We start from the raw sequence: 18,945 nt of genomic DNA, 5'->3' as shown, positions 1-18,945 counted from the left end.
CGGCACCGAGCGTCCGCACCCGGGCGACGCGGCGACGCGGCGACCGAGGGCCCGATCGGGGCAGCCCGGAGCCCGCTCAGGGGGTGAGCAGGACCGCCCCGGTACTGCGGCGCTGCTCAAGACGGTGGTGCGCCTGCGCCGCATGCTCCAGCGGGAAGGACCGGTCGACCACGGGTAGCAGCCGGCCGGCGGCGGCTTCGGCGAGCGCCCGTTCGCTGCGGGCTCGCTGCACCTCTGCGGGCTGCTGGAAGACGGTGGTCAGAGGCCTGCTCCCGGTGACGCCGCGGCGGGTCAGCTCCGAGGATCCGAGGTCGGTCCAGGTGCCGGAGGTGAAGCCGTAGACGCCCAGCCGCCCGGTTCCCCCGGCGGCGGCCCGTGCAGCCTGGCCTCCCAGCTCACCGCCGATGGCATCGAGGACCACATCCGCCCCCCGGCCGCCGGTCGCGGCCCGCACCCGGTCCACCCAGTCGGGGAGGCCGTAGTCGACGACGACGGCCGCACCCAGTCGGGCGGCGAGATCCAGCTTCGCCCGCCCCCGGGCGGCGGCGACGACCCTGGCCCCGGCCGCTGCGGCGAGCTGGACCAGGAGCGATCCGATCCGGCCTGCCGCAGCGGTGACCAGCACGGTGTCGCCCCCGCCGACCTCCATCACCTCCAGCAGGCCGAGTGCCACGGCCCCGGCCTGGAAGACCGCCAGGGCCTGGCCGACCGGCAGTGCACCGGGGACCGCGAACACCTGGCCGCTCCCGGCGAGCGCGCGTTCCGCATAGCCGCCGCTGCGGTCGGCGGTGGCGGCCACGACCAGCTGCCCCAACAGCCGGTGATCCGCGTCCGGGCCCACCTCCACCACCCGTCCGCCCACCTCGAGGCCGGGTACATAGGGCACCGGGAAGGGGTGCCGTCCCGACCGTACGACGATGTCGCCGAAGACCGCCCCTGCCGCCTCCACGGCCACCACCACCTGGTCGGCGACGGCCCTCGGCTCATCGGCCCGCTCCAGCCGCAGCACCTCGGGCGATCCGAACTCATGGACCCGGACGACGCGCATCGCATGCTCCCTCCGCCTGGCTGCGGGACACTGTGTCCCAAGCCGGTCATGCTGTCCGCGGCAGAGTCTTGCGACCGGGCGGAGCGGTCACAAGGAGCAGACCGGCGGCACTGTCCCGGTCGGGACAAGGGGGCGGGAATGTCTCAGTCGGGTGAGAACCTCAGGGTGCGGCGCACCCGCAGACTGCTGCGCGGGGCGCTGGTCGAGCTCATCGAGGAGCGCGGCTTCGACAAGGTCACCGTCGGGGAGGTCACCGAGCGGGCCATGGTGAGCCGCGCCTCCTTCTACCGCAACTACCGCGACAAGTACCACCTGGTGGAGCAGATCTTCGACGAGGCGATGGCGGAGCTGCTGGGCGCCGCCGCCGACGGCTCGCGGCCGCCACTGGAGCGCTGGGTGGGGTTCTTCGAGCACATTGCCGCCCGCCACCGCTTCTACGGTGCGCTGCTGGGCAGAAAGGGCAGCCCGTGGTTCGCCGACCGGATGCGCACGGCGCTGGCGGAGATGGTGGCCGAGCATCTGGAGGTTCCGGACGAGGCGGCCGCAGCGCCCGAGGCCGGGCTGGTGCCGACGGTGCTGGCCTCGGTCTTCCTCCAGTCGATCACCTGGTGGCTGGAGAACGGCCGCCCCGTACCGCCCCGGGAGATCGCCCACCGCTCCGCCCGGCTGGCGGGTGCGCTGATCACCGAGGCCAACGGCTGGGGCGGACGCCCCCGCTGAGCCGCCGCGACCGCGACCGCGGCTGCGACCGGATCAGGATTCGGCGGCTCAGGATGTGGCAGATCAGGATGTGGCGGCTCAGGATGTGGCGGCTCAGGATTTGGCGGCTGCGGCTCCCGGCAGCCGGGTGTGCGGCAGCCTGGCCGCGAGCTGCGGGGGCAGCTGCGGAAGCGCGGGCAGCTGCGGCAGATGGGGGCGCAGCGAGGGCAGCGGCGGCAGGACCACGTGCTCACGCAGGCCGACCCGGCCGTGCAGCCACTTCAGCGGGCGGGGCGCCCACCAGTTGAAGTCGCCGAAGAGGCTCATCGCGGCCGGGACCAGCAGACAGCGCACCAGGGTGGCGTCCACCGCGACGGCGACCGCCAGAGCAATCCCCATCTCCTTGATCATCAGCATCTGTCCCGCGGCGAAGCCGGCGAAGACGATCACCATCAGCAGCGCGGCGGAGTTGATGATCCGCCCACTGCGCTGCAGGCCCAGCTCCACCGCACGGTTGCTGCTGTGGCCCTCGTCCCGCAGCTCCTTGATCCGCGAGAGCAGGAAGACCTCGTAGTCCATGGAGAGGCCGAAGGCGAAGGAGAACACCAGCACCGGCACATAGCTCTCCAGTCCGCCCGCCGGGTGGAAGCCCAGCAGCCCGCTGAACCAGCCGTGCTGGAAGACCAGGGTGAGCGCGCCCAGCGAGGAGCCCAGCGAGAGCACATTCATCAGCAGCGCCTTGACGGGCACCACAATCGAGCCGGTCATCAGGAAGAGCAGCAGCAAGGTGCCGGCCGCGACCAGCGCAAAGGCGATCGGGCCCCGGTGGACGATCTCCTGTTTGAAGTCGACCACGGTGGCAGCGTCCCCGGTGACCCAGGTGCGCAGACCGTCGCGATGGTCCCGCAGCTCGGCGACCACCGACTGGACCCGGGAGCCCTGGGGGTCGCCGGAGACCAGGACATCGATGGTGGAGAGATGCTCGGCGGCCTGCTGCGCCGGGCGGACACCGGCCACACCGGGCAGTTCGGCGATCTGTGCGGCGTACTGCCGGGCCTCCGCCGGGGAGGCGTCCACCACGACCGTGACGGGCGCGGGGACCTGCGCGGGGAAGCGGTGCTGCACCGTGTCGGCGACCGACCGGCTGGCGAAGGAGGCAGGCAGCACCTCTGCGCCGGCGGTGTGCGCACGGGCGGTCAGGAAGGGCGCCCCGGCCGCCATCAGCAGGGCCACCGCGGCCAGTGCCACCGGCAGCGCACGCCGCTGCACCCGGCGTACGGTGCGGGCGAAGAAGCCGTCGTCCGCGACCGGCTCGGCCGGAGCCTTGATCCGCCGGCCTGCGAAGCCCAGCAGGGCCGGGACCAGGGTGAGCCCGGCCGCCACCGTGATCACCACCACGCTCACCCCGGCGGCGCCGACGGCCCGGAAGACCGGACTGGAGAAGACCAGCAGGCCGGACAGGGCCACGGCCACCGTCACCCCGGAGAAGGCGACGGTGCGCCCCGCGGTGGCGCTGGTCCGCTCGACCGCCATGGCCACCGAGGCGCCCTTGCCCCGCTCCTCACGGAACCGGTTGACCATCAGCAGGGCGTAGTCGATCGACAGGCCGAGGCCCAGCACGGTGGCGATCGGCAGCACGCTGGTGTCCAGCGACATCACCCGGCTGAAGCCGAATATCGCCAGCAGGGCCCCGCCGACCGAGGCCACCGCGCCTATCAGCGGCAGGCTCGCCGCGGCGAAGCCGCCGAAGACCAGCACCATCACCACCAGGGTGATCGGCAGGGTGACCAGCTCGCCGAACCGGGTGTCCTTGGCGGTCTGCTGCTTGACCTCCTGGGACAGCACCAGGTCTCCGCCGACGGTGACCTTGCTGCCGGGCGCGGTCTGCTGGACGGTGCCCAGCTGCGCGGCGACCGCATTCACCGCACGGTCGCTGCTCCCGTCGGCCATCCGGACGACGACCAGGCCGGCCCTGCCGTCCGGGGCCCGCAGCGCGGCGCCGGGCACCGAGCCCTGCGCCGAGCCGGATACCGGGCCGCTGTAGGCGTCGGAGACCGAGACCACCCCGGGCAGGGCGGCCACGGAGTGCGCGGCCGCGGTGACGGCGGAGCGCACCGCGGGGTCGTCCACCCGGGGGCCGTCCACCACGGCGGTGACCGTGCCGGCGGCCGGATCGGCGGCGGCGACCAGGGCGCTGCCGCGGGCCGACTCCGACCCGGCGGCCTGGGCCCCGGTGGCGGCACTGTCGAAGACCCGGCCGCCGATCAGCACCCCGGCCGCCAGCACCGCGATCCAGGCCGCGAGGACCCAGCGGCGGTGGCGATGGCAGAAGCGCCCGGTCGCGGCGAGGAGCCCACCGCAGCGCGGCGGGGTGTCCTGGGCCGGCCCTGTCCCGGCGGAGGGAGCGGTCTCCTGGGGGGGCTCCGCCTCGGCGGAGAGCGCTGCGCTCGGGGCACCCGGCCGGTCGGGCTGCTGCCGGCGTCGCGGCCGGCGCAGTGAGCGCCCGCCGACGACGGCACCGCCTGCGACGGCGATGGCGGGGATGAGCAGGAGCAGGAGGCGGCGCGGACGCGGCAGCAGCCCCAGGAGGGTCAGCAGCATAAAAGGGGGGACCTAGCTTCCGGGGTCGGTTGGGCCCGTCAGGTGTCGCCCCTTCAACCTAGGTCAGAACGACGAAGGTTCCCATACCCATCCCTTTTAAGGCACATCACATTTTTGTGATGATCTTCTTATCTAATGCTTATATACAACAAGACCCCCGAACCGGACATCCGGTTCGGGGGTCTTGTTCTGGATCAGGCGATCAGCTCTGGCCGCCGGCCAGCTTCTCGCGCAGCGCGGCAAGCGCCTCGTCCGAGGCGAGAGCGCCGGAGCCCTCGTCGCTGGAGGACGAGTAGGAGCCACCGGCGGCAGCGGCGACAGCCTCGCCACCCTCGGCAGCAGCCTCGGCATCGGCCTCGCGGCTCTTGATGACCTGGGCCTGGTGCTGCTCGAAGCGGGACTGCGCCTCGGCGTACTGGCGCTCCCACTCCTCCCGCTGCTTCTCGTAGCCGGGCAGCCAGTCGTTGGCCTCCGGGTCGAAGCCCTCGGGGTAGATGTAGTTGCCCTGGTCGTCGTAGGACGCGGCCATGCCGTACAGGGTCGGGTCGAACTCGACCGACGCCGGGTCGGCACCGAAGGACTCGTTGGCCTGCTTCAGCGAGAGGCTGATGCGGCGGCGCTCGAGGTCGATGTCGATGACCTTGACGAAGATCTCGTCGCCGACCTGGACGACCTGCTCCGGGATCTCCACGTGGCGCTCGGCCAGCTCGGAGATGTGGACCAGGCCCTCGATGCCCTCGTCCACGCGGACGAACGCACCGAACGGAACCAGCTTGGTGACCTTACCCGGGACGACCTGACCGATCTGGTGGGTCCGGGCGAACTGCTGCCACGGGTCCTCCTGGGTCGCCTTCAGCGACAGGGAGACGCGCTCGCGGTCCATGTCCACGTCGAGAACCTCGACGGTGACCTCCTGGCCGACCTCGACAACCTCGGACGGGTGGTCGATGTGCTTCCAGGACAGCTCGGAGACGTGCACCAGGCCGTCGACGCCACCCAGGTCCACGAAGGCACCGAAGTTGACGATCGAGGAGACGACGCCGGAGCGCACCTGGCCCTTCTGCAGGGTGGTGAGGAAGGTCTGGCGGACCTCGCTCTGGGTCTGCTCCAGCCAGGCACGGCGGGACAGGACCACGTTGTTGCGGTTCTTGTCCAGCTCGATGATCTTGGCCTCGAGCTCCTTGCCCACGTAGGGCTGAAGGTCGCGGACGCGGCGCATCTCCACCAGGGAGGCGGGGAGGAAGCCGCGGAGGCCGATGTCGAGGATGAGACCACCCTTGACGACCTCGATGACGGTACCGGTGACGATCCCGTCCTCTTCCTTGATCTTCTCGATGGTGCCCCAGGCGCGCTCGTACTGGGCACGCTTCTTCGAGAGGATCAGGCGCCCCTCCTTGTCCTCCTTCTGGAGGACCAGGGCCTCGATGTTGTCGCCCACGGCGACGACCTCGTGCGGGTCGACATCGTGCTTGATCGACAGCTCTCGGGACGGGATGACACCCTCGGTCTTGTAACCGATGTCGAGCAGGACCTCGTCCCGGTCGACCTTCACGATGACGCCGTCGACGATGTCGCCGTCGTTGAAGTACTTGATCGTCTCGTCGATCGCGGCGAGGAAGTCTTCCTCGGAACCGATGTCGTTGACCGCCACCTGCGGGGTGGTGCGGGAAGAGTCGGTGCTGCTCGTCATTAGGAAAAGGGCTCCGGTACGGACATGAAGTCGTAGGTACTGCAACGCGGAGGGCCCGTATCGCTCCTACCGAGGGCCGGACAGCCAAGAGGAGGAGTACCGGATTCCCCTGCATATGCAGGACCGGCACCCCGACTTGCGACCGTGGGGTCATCGACAGATGCGAGCGCGACCTGCTCCGTCCGAGGCGCGCAGGCCCGCAGCGCAACTTGTAGCATACGGGGACAGCCAGGCACGGTCAACGCCGGATGGCGCAGGTTGGCCGAGGCCGGGATGGATCAGGCCATATCCTCCATTTGCCGCACTTCCGACCGTCTGACGGGTCGGAGAACGGCAGCAGCAGTGGCCCACTCCCCGGATGCCGCTGCCGACCCTGCTCGGGAACCGAGCCGGACCGGAAACAGTGGCGCTTTCCGCACCCCCAACCCTACGCGATGGGCAGGATGACGCACCCGACCACCCCCGCCAAGAAGCCGTTCGAGGAAGATTTCGCCCTGCCGGGCGACGGAGACGACGACGCTGACGCCGTGCGCCGCCCCGCCGGCCCGGGCGAGAGCAGCCGCGCCAGCCGCCACTGGTGGGACCGCAACGCGGACGAGTACCAGGGCGACCACGGCGCCTTCCTGGGCGACGACGGCTTCGTCTGGGGCCCCGAGGGCCTCGACGAGGCCGACGCCCGGCTGCTCGGCGACCCGGCCTCGCTCACCGGGCGACGAGTCCTGGAGATCGGCGCCGGAGCCGCCCAGTGCTCCCGCTGGCTCGCCGGGCGCGGCGCCCTGCCGGTCGCCCTCGACATCTCCTTCCGCCAGCTCCAGCACTCCCGCCGGATCGACGCCGACCACATCGCGGCGGGGCGGGCTGCTGCGGCCGTCCCCGCCGTGCAGGCCGACGCCGCCGTCCTCCCCTTCGCCGACGGCTCCTTCGACCTGGCCTGCTCCGCCTACGGGGCCGTCCCCTTCAGCGCCGACAGCGGCCGGCTGATGCGCGAGGTGCACCGGGTGCTGCGGCCCGGAGGACGCTGGGTCTTCTCGGTCACCCATCCGATCCGCTGGGCCTTCCCCGACGAGCCCGGCCCCGAGGGACTGACCGCACTCTCCTCGTACTTCGACCGGCGCCCCTACGTCGAGCAGGACGAGCAGGGCCGCGCCGTCTATGTGGAGCACCACCGCACCGTCGGCGACCGGGTCCGCGAACTCGTCGCGGCCGGCTTCCGGCTGCTGGACCTGGTGGAGCCGGAGTGGCCGGAAGGCCTGGAGCAGGAGTGGGGCGGCTGGAGCCCGCTGCGGGGGCGGCTGCTGCCCGGCACGGCCGTCTTCGTCTCGGTCCGGGACTGATCCCCGCCGCGGCGGGGCGGGGCGGGGGCCCGCGACCCGGCTCTCCGCGGCCGTGGGCGGGCGACGACGGCTGAGGGACCGGGGGACCGGACGGCTGAGGGACCGGGCGGCCGGACGGCAGACCGCGGCCGCCCGGACGGCGCCCCGGGAGGGCCGCGCGGGGCATCGGGGAGACTTGCCGCATGCCTGCGTCCGCCGCCGACCGCCCCCGCCCCCTCGACGACGGGACCCCGCCCTGGGCCGCACTGCCCGTGCGGCAGGCCGTGCCCGGTCTGCTCGCCGCCCTGGAGGAGCGTGGAGCGGCCGTGCTCTGCGCCCCGCCGGGCACCGGCAAGACGACCCTGGTGCCACTGGCGCTGGCCGGGCTGGTACCCGGCCTGCCCGGCGACGGCGGCGGCAGCGGCAGCGGGCGGGTGATCGTCGCGGAGCCCCGACGGCTGGCTGTACGGGCCGCCGCCCGGCGGATGGCCTGGCAGCTCGGCGAGGCGGTGGGCGGCACGGTCGGCTCCAGCGTGCGCGGCGAACGCCGGGTCGGCCCGGGCACCAGGGTCGAGGTGGTCACCACCGGTGTCCTGCTCCAGCGGCTGCAGCGCGACCCCGAACTGGCCGGCGTCGACGCCGTCCTGCTCGACGAGTGCCATGAGCGCCACCTCGACGCCGACACCGCCCTGGCCTTCCTGCTGGACGTACGGGCCGCACTCCGCCCGGAGCTGCGGCTGGTGACCGCCTCCGCCACCTCCGACACCGCCGCCTGGGCGCGGCTGCTCGGCGGGGGCGGCGAACCCGCGCCGGTGGTGGCCGCCCAGGGCACGCCCATCCGGTGCAGGTCGTATGGGCACCGCCGCCGCGGCCGGTGCAGCCGCCCCGCGGCACCCGGGTGGATCCCGCGCTGCTCGACCATGTCGCCGCGACCGTGCGCCGGGCGCTCACCGAGTGCGGCGGCGATGTGCTCTGCTTCCTGCCCGGCGTGGGTGAGATCGCCCGGGTCGCGGGACTGCTCGGCGGCCTCCCCGGCATCGAGGTGCTCCAGGTCCACGGGCAGGCGCCGCCCGAGGTGCAGGACGCGGTGCTCTCCCCCGCCGAGCGGCGCCGGGTGGTGCTGGCCACCTCCGTCGCCGAGTCCAGCCTGACCGTGCCGGGGGTGCGCGCCGTCGTCGACTGCGGTCTGGCCAGGGAGCCGCGCACCGACCATGCACGCGGGCTGAGCACCCTGGTCACCGTACGGGCCTCGCTGGCCGCCGCCCGGCAGCGCGCCGGACGGGCCGGGCGTGAGGCACCGGGCACCGTCTACCGGTGCTGGCACGAGGCGGAGGACGCCCGTACCGCCGCCTATCCCGCGCCCGAGATCGCCCTCGCCGACCTCACCCCGTTCGCGCTGCAGGCCGCCTGCTGGGGCGATCCGGATGCCACCGGGCTGGCCCTGCCCGACCCGCCGCCCGCCGGGGCGCTGGCGGCCGCGCGTGAGACGCTGCGCGCCGTCGGAGCGGTGGACGGCGACGGCAGGGTCACCGCGCGGGGCCGGTCGATGGCCTCGGTGGGCGTCCATCCGCGGCTGGCCCGGGCGCTGCTGGACGGCGGCCGGGAGGTCGGGGCCCGACGGGCGGCCGAGGTGGTGGCGCTGCTGTCGGAGGAGCCGCCACGGGCGCTCGGGGACGATCTCGCAGCGGTGTGGCGGGCGGCCCGTGCGGGTGGCGGCGGGCACCCCGGCTGGGCGGCCCGCTGGAGGGAGGAGTCCCGGCGGCTGCGCCGCTCCCTCGGCCAGGGCGGCGGGGCGGGAGACGGGAACGGCGGGGCGGGAGACGGCAACGGCGGGGCGGGGGACGGGAACGGCGGGGCGGTCGGAAGCGACGCAGCGGGGGACGCCGCTCAGCCGTCGGACGCCGCGGCTGCCGGTCTGATGGTGGCGCTGGCCTTCCCGGAACGGGTGGCCCGGCTGCGTGGGGGGCGGCCGGAGCCGGGCGCCCACCGGATCCCCTATCTGATGGTCTCGGGCACCGCCGCCGAGGTGGCCGCCGGGTCGCCGCTGGCCGGGGAGCCCTGGCTGGCGGTGGCGGTCGCGGACCGGCCCGCCGGGTCGCCGTCCGCGCGGGTGCTGCGAGCGGCGGCGATCAGTGAGGACGCGGCCCGGCGGGCGGCCGCACCGCTGCTCGGCGAACGCGAGGAGGTCCTCTGGTCGGCAACCGGTGGACGGCGCGGCGATGTGTCCGCGCGCCGGGTGACGGCGCTGGGCGCGGTGGAGCTGGCCGCCGTACCGCTGCGGGCGCCCGACCCCGAGCTGGTACGGGCCGCGCTGCTGGAGGGCCTGGCCCGCGAGGGGGTCTCCGCCGTGCTGGGGTGGGGCGAGGCCGCGCGGGGGCTGCGGGCCCGGTTGGCCTTTCTGCACCGGGTGCTCGGCGAGCCGTGGCCGGATGTCTCCGACGAGGCGCTGCTGGCCCGCGCCGAAGAGTGGCTGGGCCCGGAGCTGGGCGCGGCCCGGCGCCGTGCCGATCTGGAGCGGGTGGACACCGCGGACGCGCTGCGGCGGCTGCTGCCGTGGGCGACAGGTGAGGCGCAGCGCCTGGACGAGCTCGCCCCGGAGCGGATCGAGGTGCCCAGCGGGTCCCGGGTCCGGGTGGACTACTCCGGTGAGCGGCCGGTGCTCGCGGTGAAGCTGCAGGAGCTCTTCGGCTGGGACGCGGCCCCGGCGCTCGCGGGCGGCCGGGCACCGCTGACCGTCCATCTGCTGTCACCGGCAGGCCGCCCCGCCGCGGTCACCGGTGATCTGGCGTCCTTCTGGCGGGACGGCTACCGGTCCGTACGGGCGGAGCTGCGCGGTCGCTACCCCCGGCACCCCTGGCCGGAGGACCCGGCCGGCGCCCGGGCCACCCGCCGCACCAACCCGCGTCGCTGAGGGGCACCGCCGGTCCGGGCGGCAATCCGGAAGACATCGGTCCGGACCGGCCCAACCGCCCCAACAGCCCCCAGAGACTCTCCGACCGTCCCGGATACGTTGGTTACGGCACGTCAGATCCGGTGCGTTAGCAGGTTGTTCACATACGCACGGCCCCGGACACCGCCCCGTGATGCCTCAGCCACGTCCCGCGTAACACTCCGCGCTCAAGATCGTCCGAGCACAGCAGGCGAAGCGGGTTCACCAGCTGATTCGGAGAGGCGGATTCATGACGCATGCGCAGCACGGGGCAGAGCCCACGGGGTTGGACCGCAGGGGCTTCCTGCGGGCCGTCGGCATCACCGGCGGGGCCGGGGCCATGTTCGCGACCATGGGGGCACTGGGCCTGGCTCCCACCGCGGCGGCCGCCACACCGCCCGAGGACTTCCGCGCGCCCCGGCCCTCCGACTTCCATCTGACCGGCCGCTCCGCCGGCAAGGTCGTCATCCTGGGCGGCGGCATCGCCGGGCTCACGGCGGCGTACGAGCTCGGCAAGGCCGGCTACGACTGCACCATCCTCGAACCCCGGGACCGGCCCGGCGGCCGCAACTTCACCGTCAGGGGCGGCGACTCGCTGACCGACCTCGACGGCCACACCCAGCGGTCGCGGTTCTCCGAGGGCCAGTACCTCAACGCCGGGCCGGCCCGGCTCGCCCAGTGGATGGTCACCCTCGACTACTGCCGCGAACTCGGCGTCCCCATCGAGGTGTTCACCAACACCAACGCCGACGCGTACATCTACCACGAGTCGGCCGGCATGCAGCCGGGGAAGCCCATGCGGTACCGCACCGCCAAGGCCGACACCTACGGCTATGTCAGCGAACTGCTGGCCAAGGCCACCGACCAGGGGGCGCTGGACCAGCAGCTGACCGCGGACGACAAGGCGCGGCTGCTGTCGTTCATCGAGGACTTCGGCCAGATCGGCGGCAAGGCCGACGGCTACGCGTACAAGGGCGGCTCCAACCGCGGCTACACCACCTGGCCGGGCGCCGCCGGCACCCCGGGCACGCTGCTGGGCGATGTGCCCGACGCCTCCGCGGTGTTCGCCTCCGGGGTGGGACGCCACTTCTCCTTCGAGTTCGAATTCGACCAGGCGATGCTGATGTTCCAGCCGGTCGGCGGCATGGACCAGATACCGAGGGCCTTCGCCAAGGCCATCGGCTCGCACCGGTTCAAGCTGGGCTGCCAGGCCACCTCGCTGGTGCAGTCCGCCGACGGGGTCGCGGTCGGCTACCGCGACCCGCAGGGCCGCGAACGGCTGCTGAAGGCGGACTACTGCGTCGCCGCCATGCCCCCGCATCTGCTGGCCAAGCTGCCGCACAACCTGGGCACCGAGGTGCAGCAGGGCCTCACCACCATCAGGCCGTCGTCCGCGGGCAAGATCGGCCTGGAGTACCGCAGCCGCTGGTGGGAGACCGACCACCGGATCTACGGCGGCATCACCGAGACCGACATGGACCTCTCCCACATCTGGTACCCCTCCTACGGCCACCACGGCGAACGGGGCGTCATCGTCGGCTACTACAACACCGGCAGCAACGCGGACGCCTACGCCGCCCTCACCCCGGCGGACCGCGAGGCGCGGGCGGTGATGCAGGGAGTGAAGATCCACGGTGAGAAGTACCGGACGGAGCTGGCCAACTCCTTCTCCATCGCCTGGGCCCGCACACCCCACCTGGAAGGCGCCTGGCACAGCATCCCCGGAGGCCCCGACGCGGCCGTCTACAAGCCGCTGAACGAGCCGGCCGGGCGGGTGCTCTTCGCCGGCGACTGGCTGACCTACATGGACGCCTGGCAGCACGGGGCGATCCTGTCCGCCCGCAAGGCCGTCACCGCCCTCCACAGCCGGGCGCTGAAGGCCTGACACCGCGAGGGGTGCGGGCGGCGGATCCCGCCCGCACCCCTCGCGCCGGCTCAGTGGGCCGCGTCCTCCCAGTTGGGGCCGACACCGACGGAGACATCGAGCGGGGCACGCAGCGGATAGGCGGCGGCCATCTCCCGGCGCACCAGCTCCTCCACCCGCTCCCGCTCGCCCGGGGCCAGCTCCAGCACGATCTCGTCATGGACCTGGAGCAGCATCCGGGAGCGCAGCTGCTCCTTGGCCAGTCCCTCGTCGACCCGCAGCATCGCGATCTTGACGATGTCGGCCGCCGAGCCCTGGATCGGCGCATTGAGCGCCATCCGCTCGGCCATCTCGCGGCGCTGCCGGTTGTCGCTGGTGAGATCGGGCAGATAGCGCCGGCGGCCGAGCAGGGTCTCGGTGTAGCCGGTGATCCGGGCCTCCTCGACGACCCGGCGCAGATAGTCCCGCACCCCGCCGAACCGCTCGAAGTAGGTGTCCATCAGCCGCCGTGCCTCAGCCGCCTCGATACCGAGCTGCTGGGAGAGACCGAAGGCGGAGAGACCGTAGGCCAGGCCGTAGGACATCGCCTTGATCTTGCGGCGCATCTCGGCGTCGACCCCGGTCTTCTCCACCTGGAAGACCTGGGACGCCACGGTGGTGTGCAGGTCCTCCCCCGAGGTGAAGGCCTCGATGAGCGCCTCGTCCTCGGAGAGGTGCGCCATGATCCGCAGCTCGATCTGGGAGTAGTCCGCGGTCAACAGCGACTCGAAGCCCTCACCGACCACGAAGGCACGGCGGATGGAGCGGCCCTCGTCGGTACGCACGGGGATGTTCTGCAGGTTGGGGTCCTGGGAGGAGAGCCGGCCCGTGGCGGCCACCATCTGGTTGAAGGTGGTGTGGATGCGGCCGTCCTCCGCCACCGTCTTGATCAGGCCCTCCACGGTGGTCCGCAGCTTGGCCTGGTCGCGGTGGCGCAGCAGGATCACCGGCAGCTGGTTGTCGGTCTGCCCGGCCAGCCACAGCAGGGCGTCCGCATCGGTGGTGTAACCGGTCTTGATCTTCTTGGTCTTGGGCAGGCCGAGCTCACCGAAGAGGATCTCCTGCAGCTGCTTGGGAGAACCCAGGTTGAAGGCGTGCCCCACCGCCGCGTGGGCCTCCTCCACGGCGTGCTGCACCGCCCCGGCGAACTGCGCCTCCAGCGAGGACAGCCACGCCCGGTCGGCGGCGATACCGGTGCGCTCCATCCGCGCCAGCACCGCCGACATCGGCAGCTCCACATCCCGCATCAGTTCCGCGGCGCCGTCCTTGGCGAGCCGGGCCTCGAAGACCTCCGCCAGATCCAGCACCGTACGGGCCTGCACCATCAGCCCCTGCGCGGCCGCCTCGGCGTCGTCCTCCTCGTCACCGGAGGTGTCGAAGGACAGCTGGCCGCTCTCGGTCTCGGCGGCCGGCTGAAGCGAGCGGCCCAGATACTCCTCCGCCAGCGTCTCCAGGGCGAAGGAACGCCGGCCGGGCTTCTCCAGATACGCCGCGAGCGCGGAGTCGGCGGTGACACCGGCGATCACCCAGCCGTGCTCGGCGAAGGCCCGCATCACATGCTTGGCGATGTGCAGCGCCTTGGGCCGCTCCGGATCGGCCAGCCACGCGGCGAAGGCCCGCTCGTCCTCCTCCACCAGCTGCGTCGGGTCGAACCAGCCGGCCGGGCCGGCCGCGGTGGCCAGCGCCACCTCCCTGACGCTGCCCGCGCCCATCGCCCAGTCGTAGACCGCGGCGAGGCCGACGCGGTCCCCGTCGCCGTGCCCCGCGAGCCAGGACGCCACCGAGCCGGGAGCAGCCAGCACCGCGCCGTCCACATCGACACCGGGGCCGACCTCGACCGCGGCCTCCTCCGCGCCCGCGGCGGGATCCACGGCGAACACCCGGTCCCGGAAGTTGGGGTTGCGGAACTCCAGGGACTCCAGCAGCGTCGTCAGCGCATCACGGTCATAGGCTCCGCGCTCCAGGTCCCCGACGCCCAGCGGCAGCTCCACATCGCGGACCAGCTCGGTCAGCTCGCGGTTGCGCCTGACCGACTCCAGGTTCTCCCGCAGCTTTTCGCCGATCTTGCCCTTGACCTCGTCGACCCGCTCCACCAGCGCGTCGAACGACCCGAACTGGTTGATCCACTTCGCGGCGGTCTTCTCCCCCACACCGGGGATGCCGGGGAGGTTGTCCGACGGGTCGCCGCGCAGCGCCGCCAGGTCGGGGTACTGGGTGGGGGTGACGCCGTACTTCTCCGCCACCTTCTCCGGGGTGTAGCGGGTCAGCTCGGAGACGCCCTTGGTGGGGTACAGCACCGTGACATGGTCATTGACCAGCTGCAGCGAATCCCGGTCCCCCGTGACGATCAGCACCTCGAAACCCTCGCCCGCCGCGGCCGTGGCCAGCGTGGCGATGATGTCGTCGGCCTCGAAGCCCTCCAGTGCCATCCGCGGCAGCCGCATGGCATCCAGCAGCTCGCCGATCAGACCGATCTGGCTGCGGAACTCGTCCGGCGTCGCCGAACGGTTCGCCTTGTAGTCGGCGTAGAGCTCCGACCGGAACGTCTTGCGGGAGACGTCGAAGGCCACCGCCACATGCGTGGGCGCCTCGTCCCGCAGAGTGTTGGCCAGCATCGACGTGAAGCCGTACACCGCGTTCGTCGGCTGACCGGTGGTGGTGTTGAAGTTCTCCACCGGCAGCGCGTAGAACGCCCGATACGCCAGGGAATGCCCGTCCAGCAGCATCAGCCGCGGGCGGCCGCCCGAACCGCTGTGCGCCCCACTCAGACCCGCCACTTGTCCGTCCGTCCTGCCGACTGCGCTGACACCCTGAATCCTAGGGGGCGCCACCGACACCGGACACCGAGCGACAAAGCGGGCGCCCCCCTGCTGGGCCCGGCAGACCCGGAAGTACGATCACCGGCAGAAGCCTTCCCCGATCACCGGGACGACGACGTCTGCAGGGAGCACCATGGCCGAGCCCGCCCCGACCACCGCCGACACGCCCGCCGAGCCGGCAGCGGCCCCCGAGGCCCCGCACCTCAACGTCCCCCAGGACGTGATCGACCACTTCGCCAAGCTCGGCGTCGACCCGGCCACCTTCTCCGGCGGCGACCTCGGCCGCCGCATGGGCATCCGGGTCCTGGAGGCCTCCCCAGAACGCGTCGTCGGCACCATGCCCGTCGAGGGCAACCAGCAGCCCTACGGCCTGCTGCACGGCGGCGCCTCCGCCGCCCTCGCCGAGACGCTCGGCTCCGTCGGCGCCATGCTGCACGCCGGGCCCGGCCGCTACGCCGTGGGCGTCGACCTCAACGCCACCCACCACCGCTCGGCGACCTCCGGCATCGTCACCGGCGTCGCCACCGCCGTCTACCGCGGCCGCACCGCCGCCACCTACGAGATCGCCGTCACCGACGACCAGGGCCGCCGCATCACCAGCTGCCGGCTGACCTGCATGCTGCGCGACACCTGAGCCGCAACCCCGACGCCCCACAGCCCCGACGCCCCGCAACCCCGACGCCCCACAGCGCCCACGGCACGGGCGCTCACGGACGCCCCGGCCGGCCCGCAGCCGCCCGCCCTGCCGCTCCGGCGCAGGGCGGGCAGCCCGCCGCCTCCGACGCGCACCCCAACGCCCCACGGACGAGGGTCAGCCCGCCTGCTCCGCGCCCTCGGGCAGCGGCAGCGGGGCGGGGCGGCGCAGCTGCATCACCCTGCGCGCCGCCTCCCTGCGGCGGGACGGCACCCGGCCCGCCGCACCGTCGCCGAGCAGCATCCGCCGCAGCGCAGGAGTCGGCACCGCACGCCGCACCGACAGCGGTGCGAAACCCCAGCGGGCAAAGAACCGGTTGGCGTCGCGCAGCCCCGGATGAACGTTGACCGCCACCTGCCCGGCCCCGTTCTCCTCCGCCCAGCCGGCGGCCGCCGCCAGCAGCGCCCGACCCACCCCGCTGCGCCGGAAGCCGTCGCGGACGTGGAGATAGTCGACATGGGCGGCCCGCTCCGCATGCAGCGGTGACAGCGGACGACACGTCAGATACGCGATCCCGGCGGGTGCTCCGTCGACCAGCGCGACCACGAACCGTTCATCGGCGTTGGCCGCGGCACGCTCCAGCACTCCGGAGAGCTCCGCCACGGACGGCCCCGGCAGCCCTCGCGACCAGCGGCCCAGCACACCGTGCACCCGGGACCAGCTCTCCGCCAGCTCCGGCAGATCCTCCGGACGCGCCTCGCGCACCGAGATCACGGCCCGCGTCATGGAGACGCACCTCCCACCTGCCCGCGGGCGCACGCAGACGCCCGGCCACCGCACCTCAACCGGTGCGGCCGACCCCGCAGGCGATGCCGTGCGCGGCCGTTTGCAGCGGAGCGTACGGCACCCGCACGACGGCGGTACAGCCCTCCCCCGCGGCCTGCGGCGGACGGCACCCGAAAGCCTGTTTCACCGCAGGCCCGCACGGGCATGCCCCAGCCGCGGAGGGGAGCGCATGGGGAGCAGGCGGCAGGCTGCGCGGACAGCCGCACGGAGCGGTGGGGCCCGTGGAGGCGGTGGACGGCTCCGGTACGGTCGCGGCCGCCCCGCCGTACGACGGCGCCCCCGCGACAGCCGTCCCGTATCGCCGGATCGCCGTGGGCTGCACCCTGGCCGTACTGCTGCTGGCTGCCGCCCCGGAGCCGATGCCGGGCCCACCGCCGGTGCCGCCGCCCTGGCCGGCGGAGGTCGCCGCGGTCGTCTACCAGGGCCCGGCGGCGGACACCCAGGACATGGACGGCACCTTCCGGGCGCTGGTGGTGATCACCGTGGTCGCGGGGCCGCCGGTCACGGTGACGGCGATCTCCCAGGACTACGCCGGGATGGCGCTGGCCACGGCGCCGGTCCCGCCGGTGGAGGTGCGCCGCGGGCGGCCGTGGACCGTGGAGTTGCGCGTCACGGTCACCGATTGCGCGGCGGCGCCGAGGGGTCTGTCGCTTCCTTTCGTGAATGTAACGCTGCGTAACACGCGCGCAATACAGACCGAGAGCGAAATTCTCGGGGAGCGCTACGCACACGACCTTTCCGCCGCTGTCCGGCGCCAGTGCCATCCGTCCGAACACCGGAGCGGCGCGGTTCCGTGAGCGAACTGTAAACATCCGTCCGATATCCGGACACCCTTGCCCCGACCTGCGGATATCCCTGGAAGGTCATTTCAACGGGCGGGCAGAGCTCTCGATCGGCCATCCGGAAGCCACCATTCGAGACAGCCGTTCGCCCTGGTCATAACAAGACAATCACAGCATGTGCCCACCCCTGCCCGATGCATCCGGAGGCATCTAGAGTCACGGCCAGTCACCGCGCCAACGACCGTTCACCTCGGATCGGCGCGCGACTCGGCACCTCGCCTCGAGGAGCCTCCTGAAGAGGAAAGGACTGATCGTGCGTCATCGTTCTCTGGTGGTCCTGAGCGCCACCGTCGCTGCCGGGGCCCTCACCCTCACCGCCTGCGGCTCCCGCGGGTCGGACAACAAGGCCAACGGAGACAGCGGCTCCGGCGGCACCGTCGTCACCATCGGCGTCGACGCCCCCATCTCCGGTGACCTCTCGGCCCTCGGCCTCGGCATCAAGAACTCCGTCGACCTGGCCGTCAAGCAGGCCAACGCCCAGAAGATCGTCCCCGGCGTCACCTTCAAGACCAAGGCGCTGGACGACCAGGCCCAGCCCTCCTCCGGACAGCAGAACGCCACCCAGCTGGTCGCCGACAAGAGCGTCCTCGGCGTCGTCGGCCCCCTCAACTCCGGCGTGGCGCAGTCGATGCAGAAGGTCTTCGACGACGCCCACCTGGTGGAGGTCTCCCCGGCCAACACCAACCCCACCCTCACCCAGGGTGAGAACTACGCCTCGGGCAACAAGGTGCGGCCCTTCAAGTCCTACTTCCGCACCGCCACCACCGACGCCATCCAGGGCCCCTTCGCCGCCCAGTACGCCTACAACGACGCCAAGAAGACCAAGGTCTTCCTCGTCGACGACAAGCAGACCTACGGCACCGGCCTGGTCGCCGCCTTCAAGGACGAGTTCACCAAGCTCGGCGGCAAGGTCGTGGGCCAGGACCACGTCAACACCAAGCAGAAGGACTTCTCCTCGGTCATCACCAAGATCAAGTCCTCCGGTGCCGACATCGTCTACTACGGCGGCCAGTACCCCGAGGCCGGCCCGCTCAGCGGCCAGCTGAAGAAGACCGGCGACAAGATCCCCGTCATGGGCGGCGACGGCATGTACGACCCCAAGTACATCCAGCTCGCCAACAACCTCGCCGACGGCGACCTCGCCACCTCGGTCGGCGCCCCGGTCGAGTCCCTCGACTCCGCCAAGAAGTTCGTCGCCGACTACAACGCCGGCGGCTACAGCGACCCCTACGCGGCCTACGGCGGCTACTCCTACGACTCCGCCTGGGCCATCGTCCAGGCCATCAAGGCCGTCGTCGACGCCAACGGCGGCAAGCTCCCCGACGACGCCCGCGCCAAGGTCGTCGACGCCATGAGCAAGGTCTCCTTCGACGGAGTCACCGGCAAGGTCTCCTTCGACGAGTTCGGCGACGCCACCAACAAGCAGCTCACCGTCTACGTCGTCAAGGGCAACGCCTGGACCGTCGGCAAGACCGGCACCTTCAGCGGCTGACCCGCAGCACCGCCCGACCACGCGCGCGGGGGCGCTACCCAGCGCCCCCGCGCGCAGTCGCATCCAGCTCCGCCGACCCACAGCACACCCCGTCCTGTCCCACCCGGCACAACCGGAAGCAACACGGAG

The 18,945-nt window shown here is 72.6% G+C and carries 11 protein-coding genes and 1 pseudogene; 7 read left to right on the top strand and 5 right to left on the bottom strand.

The features are described 5' to 3' along the window. Positions 1-76 precede the first annotated feature (76 nt). A complete protein-coding gene (locus tag AB0761_RS29375) occupies positions 77-1,048 on the bottom strand; it encodes a zinc-binding dehydrogenase (protein ID WP_377272157.1) in 972 nt (323 codons plus the stop codon). A gap of 138 nt (positions 1,049-1,186) precedes the next feature. On the opposite strand from AB0761_RS29375, the gene AB0761_RS29370 reads away from it, so the two are divergent. Further along, entirely contained in the window at positions 1,187-1,768 is a 582-nt protein-coding gene (locus tag AB0761_RS29370; RefSeq protein ID WP_377272156.1) for a TetR/AcrR family transcriptional regulator, read from the top strand. 93 nt (positions 1,769-1,861) lie between these two features. Here AB0761_RS29370 and AB0761_RS29365 read toward each other — a convergent pair whose 3' ends face one another. Both AB0761_RS29365 and rpsA read right to left on the bottom strand, forming a co-directional pair. Next, on the bottom strand, positions 1,862-4,348 hold the full coding sequence (locus AB0761_RS29365; protein ID WP_377272154.1) for an MMPL family transporter: 2,487 nt from the start codon (positions 4,346-4,348) through the stop codon (positions 1,862-1,864). A gap of 202 nt (positions 4,349-4,550) precedes the next feature. Next, positions 4,551-6,038: a 30S ribosomal protein S1 gene (rpsA, locus tag AB0761_RS29360; protein WP_055590336.1), complete on the bottom strand. Its 1,488-nt coding sequence runs from the start codon at positions 6,036-6,038 to the stop codon at positions 4,551-4,553. 443 nt (positions 6,039-6,481) lie between these two features. On the opposite strand from rpsA, the gene AB0761_RS29355 reads away from it, so the two are divergent. The 3 genes and pseudogenes from AB0761_RS29355 (at position 6,482) to AB0761_RS29345 (ending at position 12,165) form a co-directional block, all read left to right on the top strand. Beyond that, complete coding sequence (locus AB0761_RS29355; protein ID WP_377272153.1) at positions 6,482-7,372, top strand: class I SAM-dependent methyltransferase; 891 nt, start codon at positions 6,482-6,484, stop codon at positions 7,370-7,372. A gap of 182 nt (positions 7,373-7,554) precedes the next feature. Continuing rightward, a pseudogene (locus tag AB0761_RS29350) lies at positions 7,555-10,262 on the top strand (ATP-dependent RNA helicase). A gap of 358 nt (positions 10,263-10,620) precedes the next feature. Next, positions 10,621-12,165, top strand: a complete 1,545-nt coding sequence (locus tag AB0761_RS29345) for a flavin monoamine oxidase family protein (RefSeq protein ID WP_377274384.1) — start codon at positions 10,621-10,623, stop codon at positions 12,163-12,165. Positions 12,166-12,215: 50 nt separating this feature from the next. On the opposite strand, the gene polA is transcribed toward AB0761_RS29345, so the two are convergent. Then, positions 12,216-14,909 carry a DNA polymerase I gene (polA, locus tag AB0761_RS29340; RefSeq protein WP_377274382.1) on the bottom strand — a complete coding sequence of 898 codons (2,694 nt, stop codon included), beginning with the start codon at positions 14,907-14,909 and terminating at the stop codon, positions 12,216-12,218. Between the two features lie 226 nt (positions 14,910-15,135). Here polA and AB0761_RS29335 point away from each other — a divergent pair, with 226 nt between their 5' ends. Beyond that, positions 15,136-15,636, top strand: coding sequence for a PaaI family thioesterase (locus AB0761_RS29335; protein WP_377272152.1), 501 nt, complete (start codon positions 15,136-15,138; stop codon positions 15,634-15,636). A 177-nt stretch (positions 15,637-15,813) separates the two neighbouring features. On the opposite strand, the gene AB0761_RS29330 is transcribed toward AB0761_RS29335, so the two are convergent. Next, a complete protein-coding gene (locus AB0761_RS29330) occupies positions 15,814-16,422 on the bottom strand; it encodes a GNAT family N-acetyltransferase (protein ID WP_377272151.1) in 609 nt (202 codons plus the stop codon). A 272-nt stretch (positions 16,423-16,694) separates the two neighbouring features. On the opposite strand from AB0761_RS29330, the gene AB0761_RS29325 reads away from it, so the two are divergent. Then, positions 16,695-17,279, top strand: coding sequence for a Tat pathway signal sequence domain protein (locus AB0761_RS29325; RefSeq protein WP_377272150.1), 585 nt, complete (start codon positions 16,695-16,697; stop codon positions 17,277-17,279). 298 nt (positions 17,280-17,577) lie between these two features. Continuing rightward, positions 17,578-18,816: a branched-chain amino acid ABC transporter substrate-binding protein gene (locus AB0761_RS29320; RefSeq protein WP_377272149.1), complete on the top strand. Its 1,239-nt coding sequence runs from the start codon at positions 17,578-17,580 to the stop codon at positions 18,814-18,816. The last annotated feature ends 129 nt before the right edge of the window (positions 18,817-18,945 follow it).

Source organism: Peterkaempfera podocarpi (genome assembly GCF_042466665.1).
Classification (GTDB): domain Bacteria; phylum Actinomycetota; class Actinomycetes; order Streptomycetales; family Streptomycetaceae; genus Peterkaempfera; species Peterkaempfera podocarpi.
Note: the sequence above shows the minus strand (reverse complement) of the source record. Positions and strands in the feature narration are given on the sequence as shown.

Excerpts from the sequence above, each read along its gene's own strand:
- AB0761_RS29355 (WP_377272153.1), top strand. The coding sequence starts at position 6,482 with ATGACGCACCCGACCACCCCCGCCAAGAAGCCGTTCGAGGAAGATTTC.
- AB0761_RS29345 (WP_377274384.1), top strand. The coding sequence starts at position 10,621 with ATGTTCGCGACCATGGGGGCACTGGGCCTGGCTCCCACCGCGGCGGCC.
- AB0761_RS29335 (WP_377272152.1), top strand. The coding sequence starts at position 15,136 with ATGGCCGAGCCCGCCCCGACCACCGCCGACACGCCCGCCGAGCCGGCA.
- AB0761_RS29370 (WP_377272156.1), top strand. The coding sequence starts at position 1,187 with ATGTCTCAGTCGGGTGAGAACCTCAGGGTGCGGCGCACCCGCAGACTG.
- AB0761_RS29330 (WP_377272151.1), bottom strand. The coding sequence starts at position 16,422 with ATGACGCGGGCCGTGATCTCGGTGCGCGAGGCGCGTCCGGAGGATCTG.
- rpsA (WP_055590336.1), bottom strand. The coding sequence starts at position 6,038 with ATGACGAGCAGCACCGACTCTTCCCGCACCACCCCGCAGGTGGCGGTC.
- polA (WP_377274382.1), bottom strand. The coding sequence starts at position 14,909 with ATGCTGCTGGACGGGCATTCCCTGGCGTATCGGGCGTTCTACGCGCTG.
- AB0761_RS29365 (WP_377272154.1), bottom strand. The coding sequence starts at position 4,348 with ATGCTGCTGACCCTCCTGGGGCTGCTGCCGCGTCCGCGCCGCCTCCTG.
- AB0761_RS29375 (WP_377272157.1), bottom strand. The coding sequence starts at position 1,048 with ATGCGCGTCGTCCGGGTCCATGAGTTCGGATCGCCCGAGGTGCTGCGG.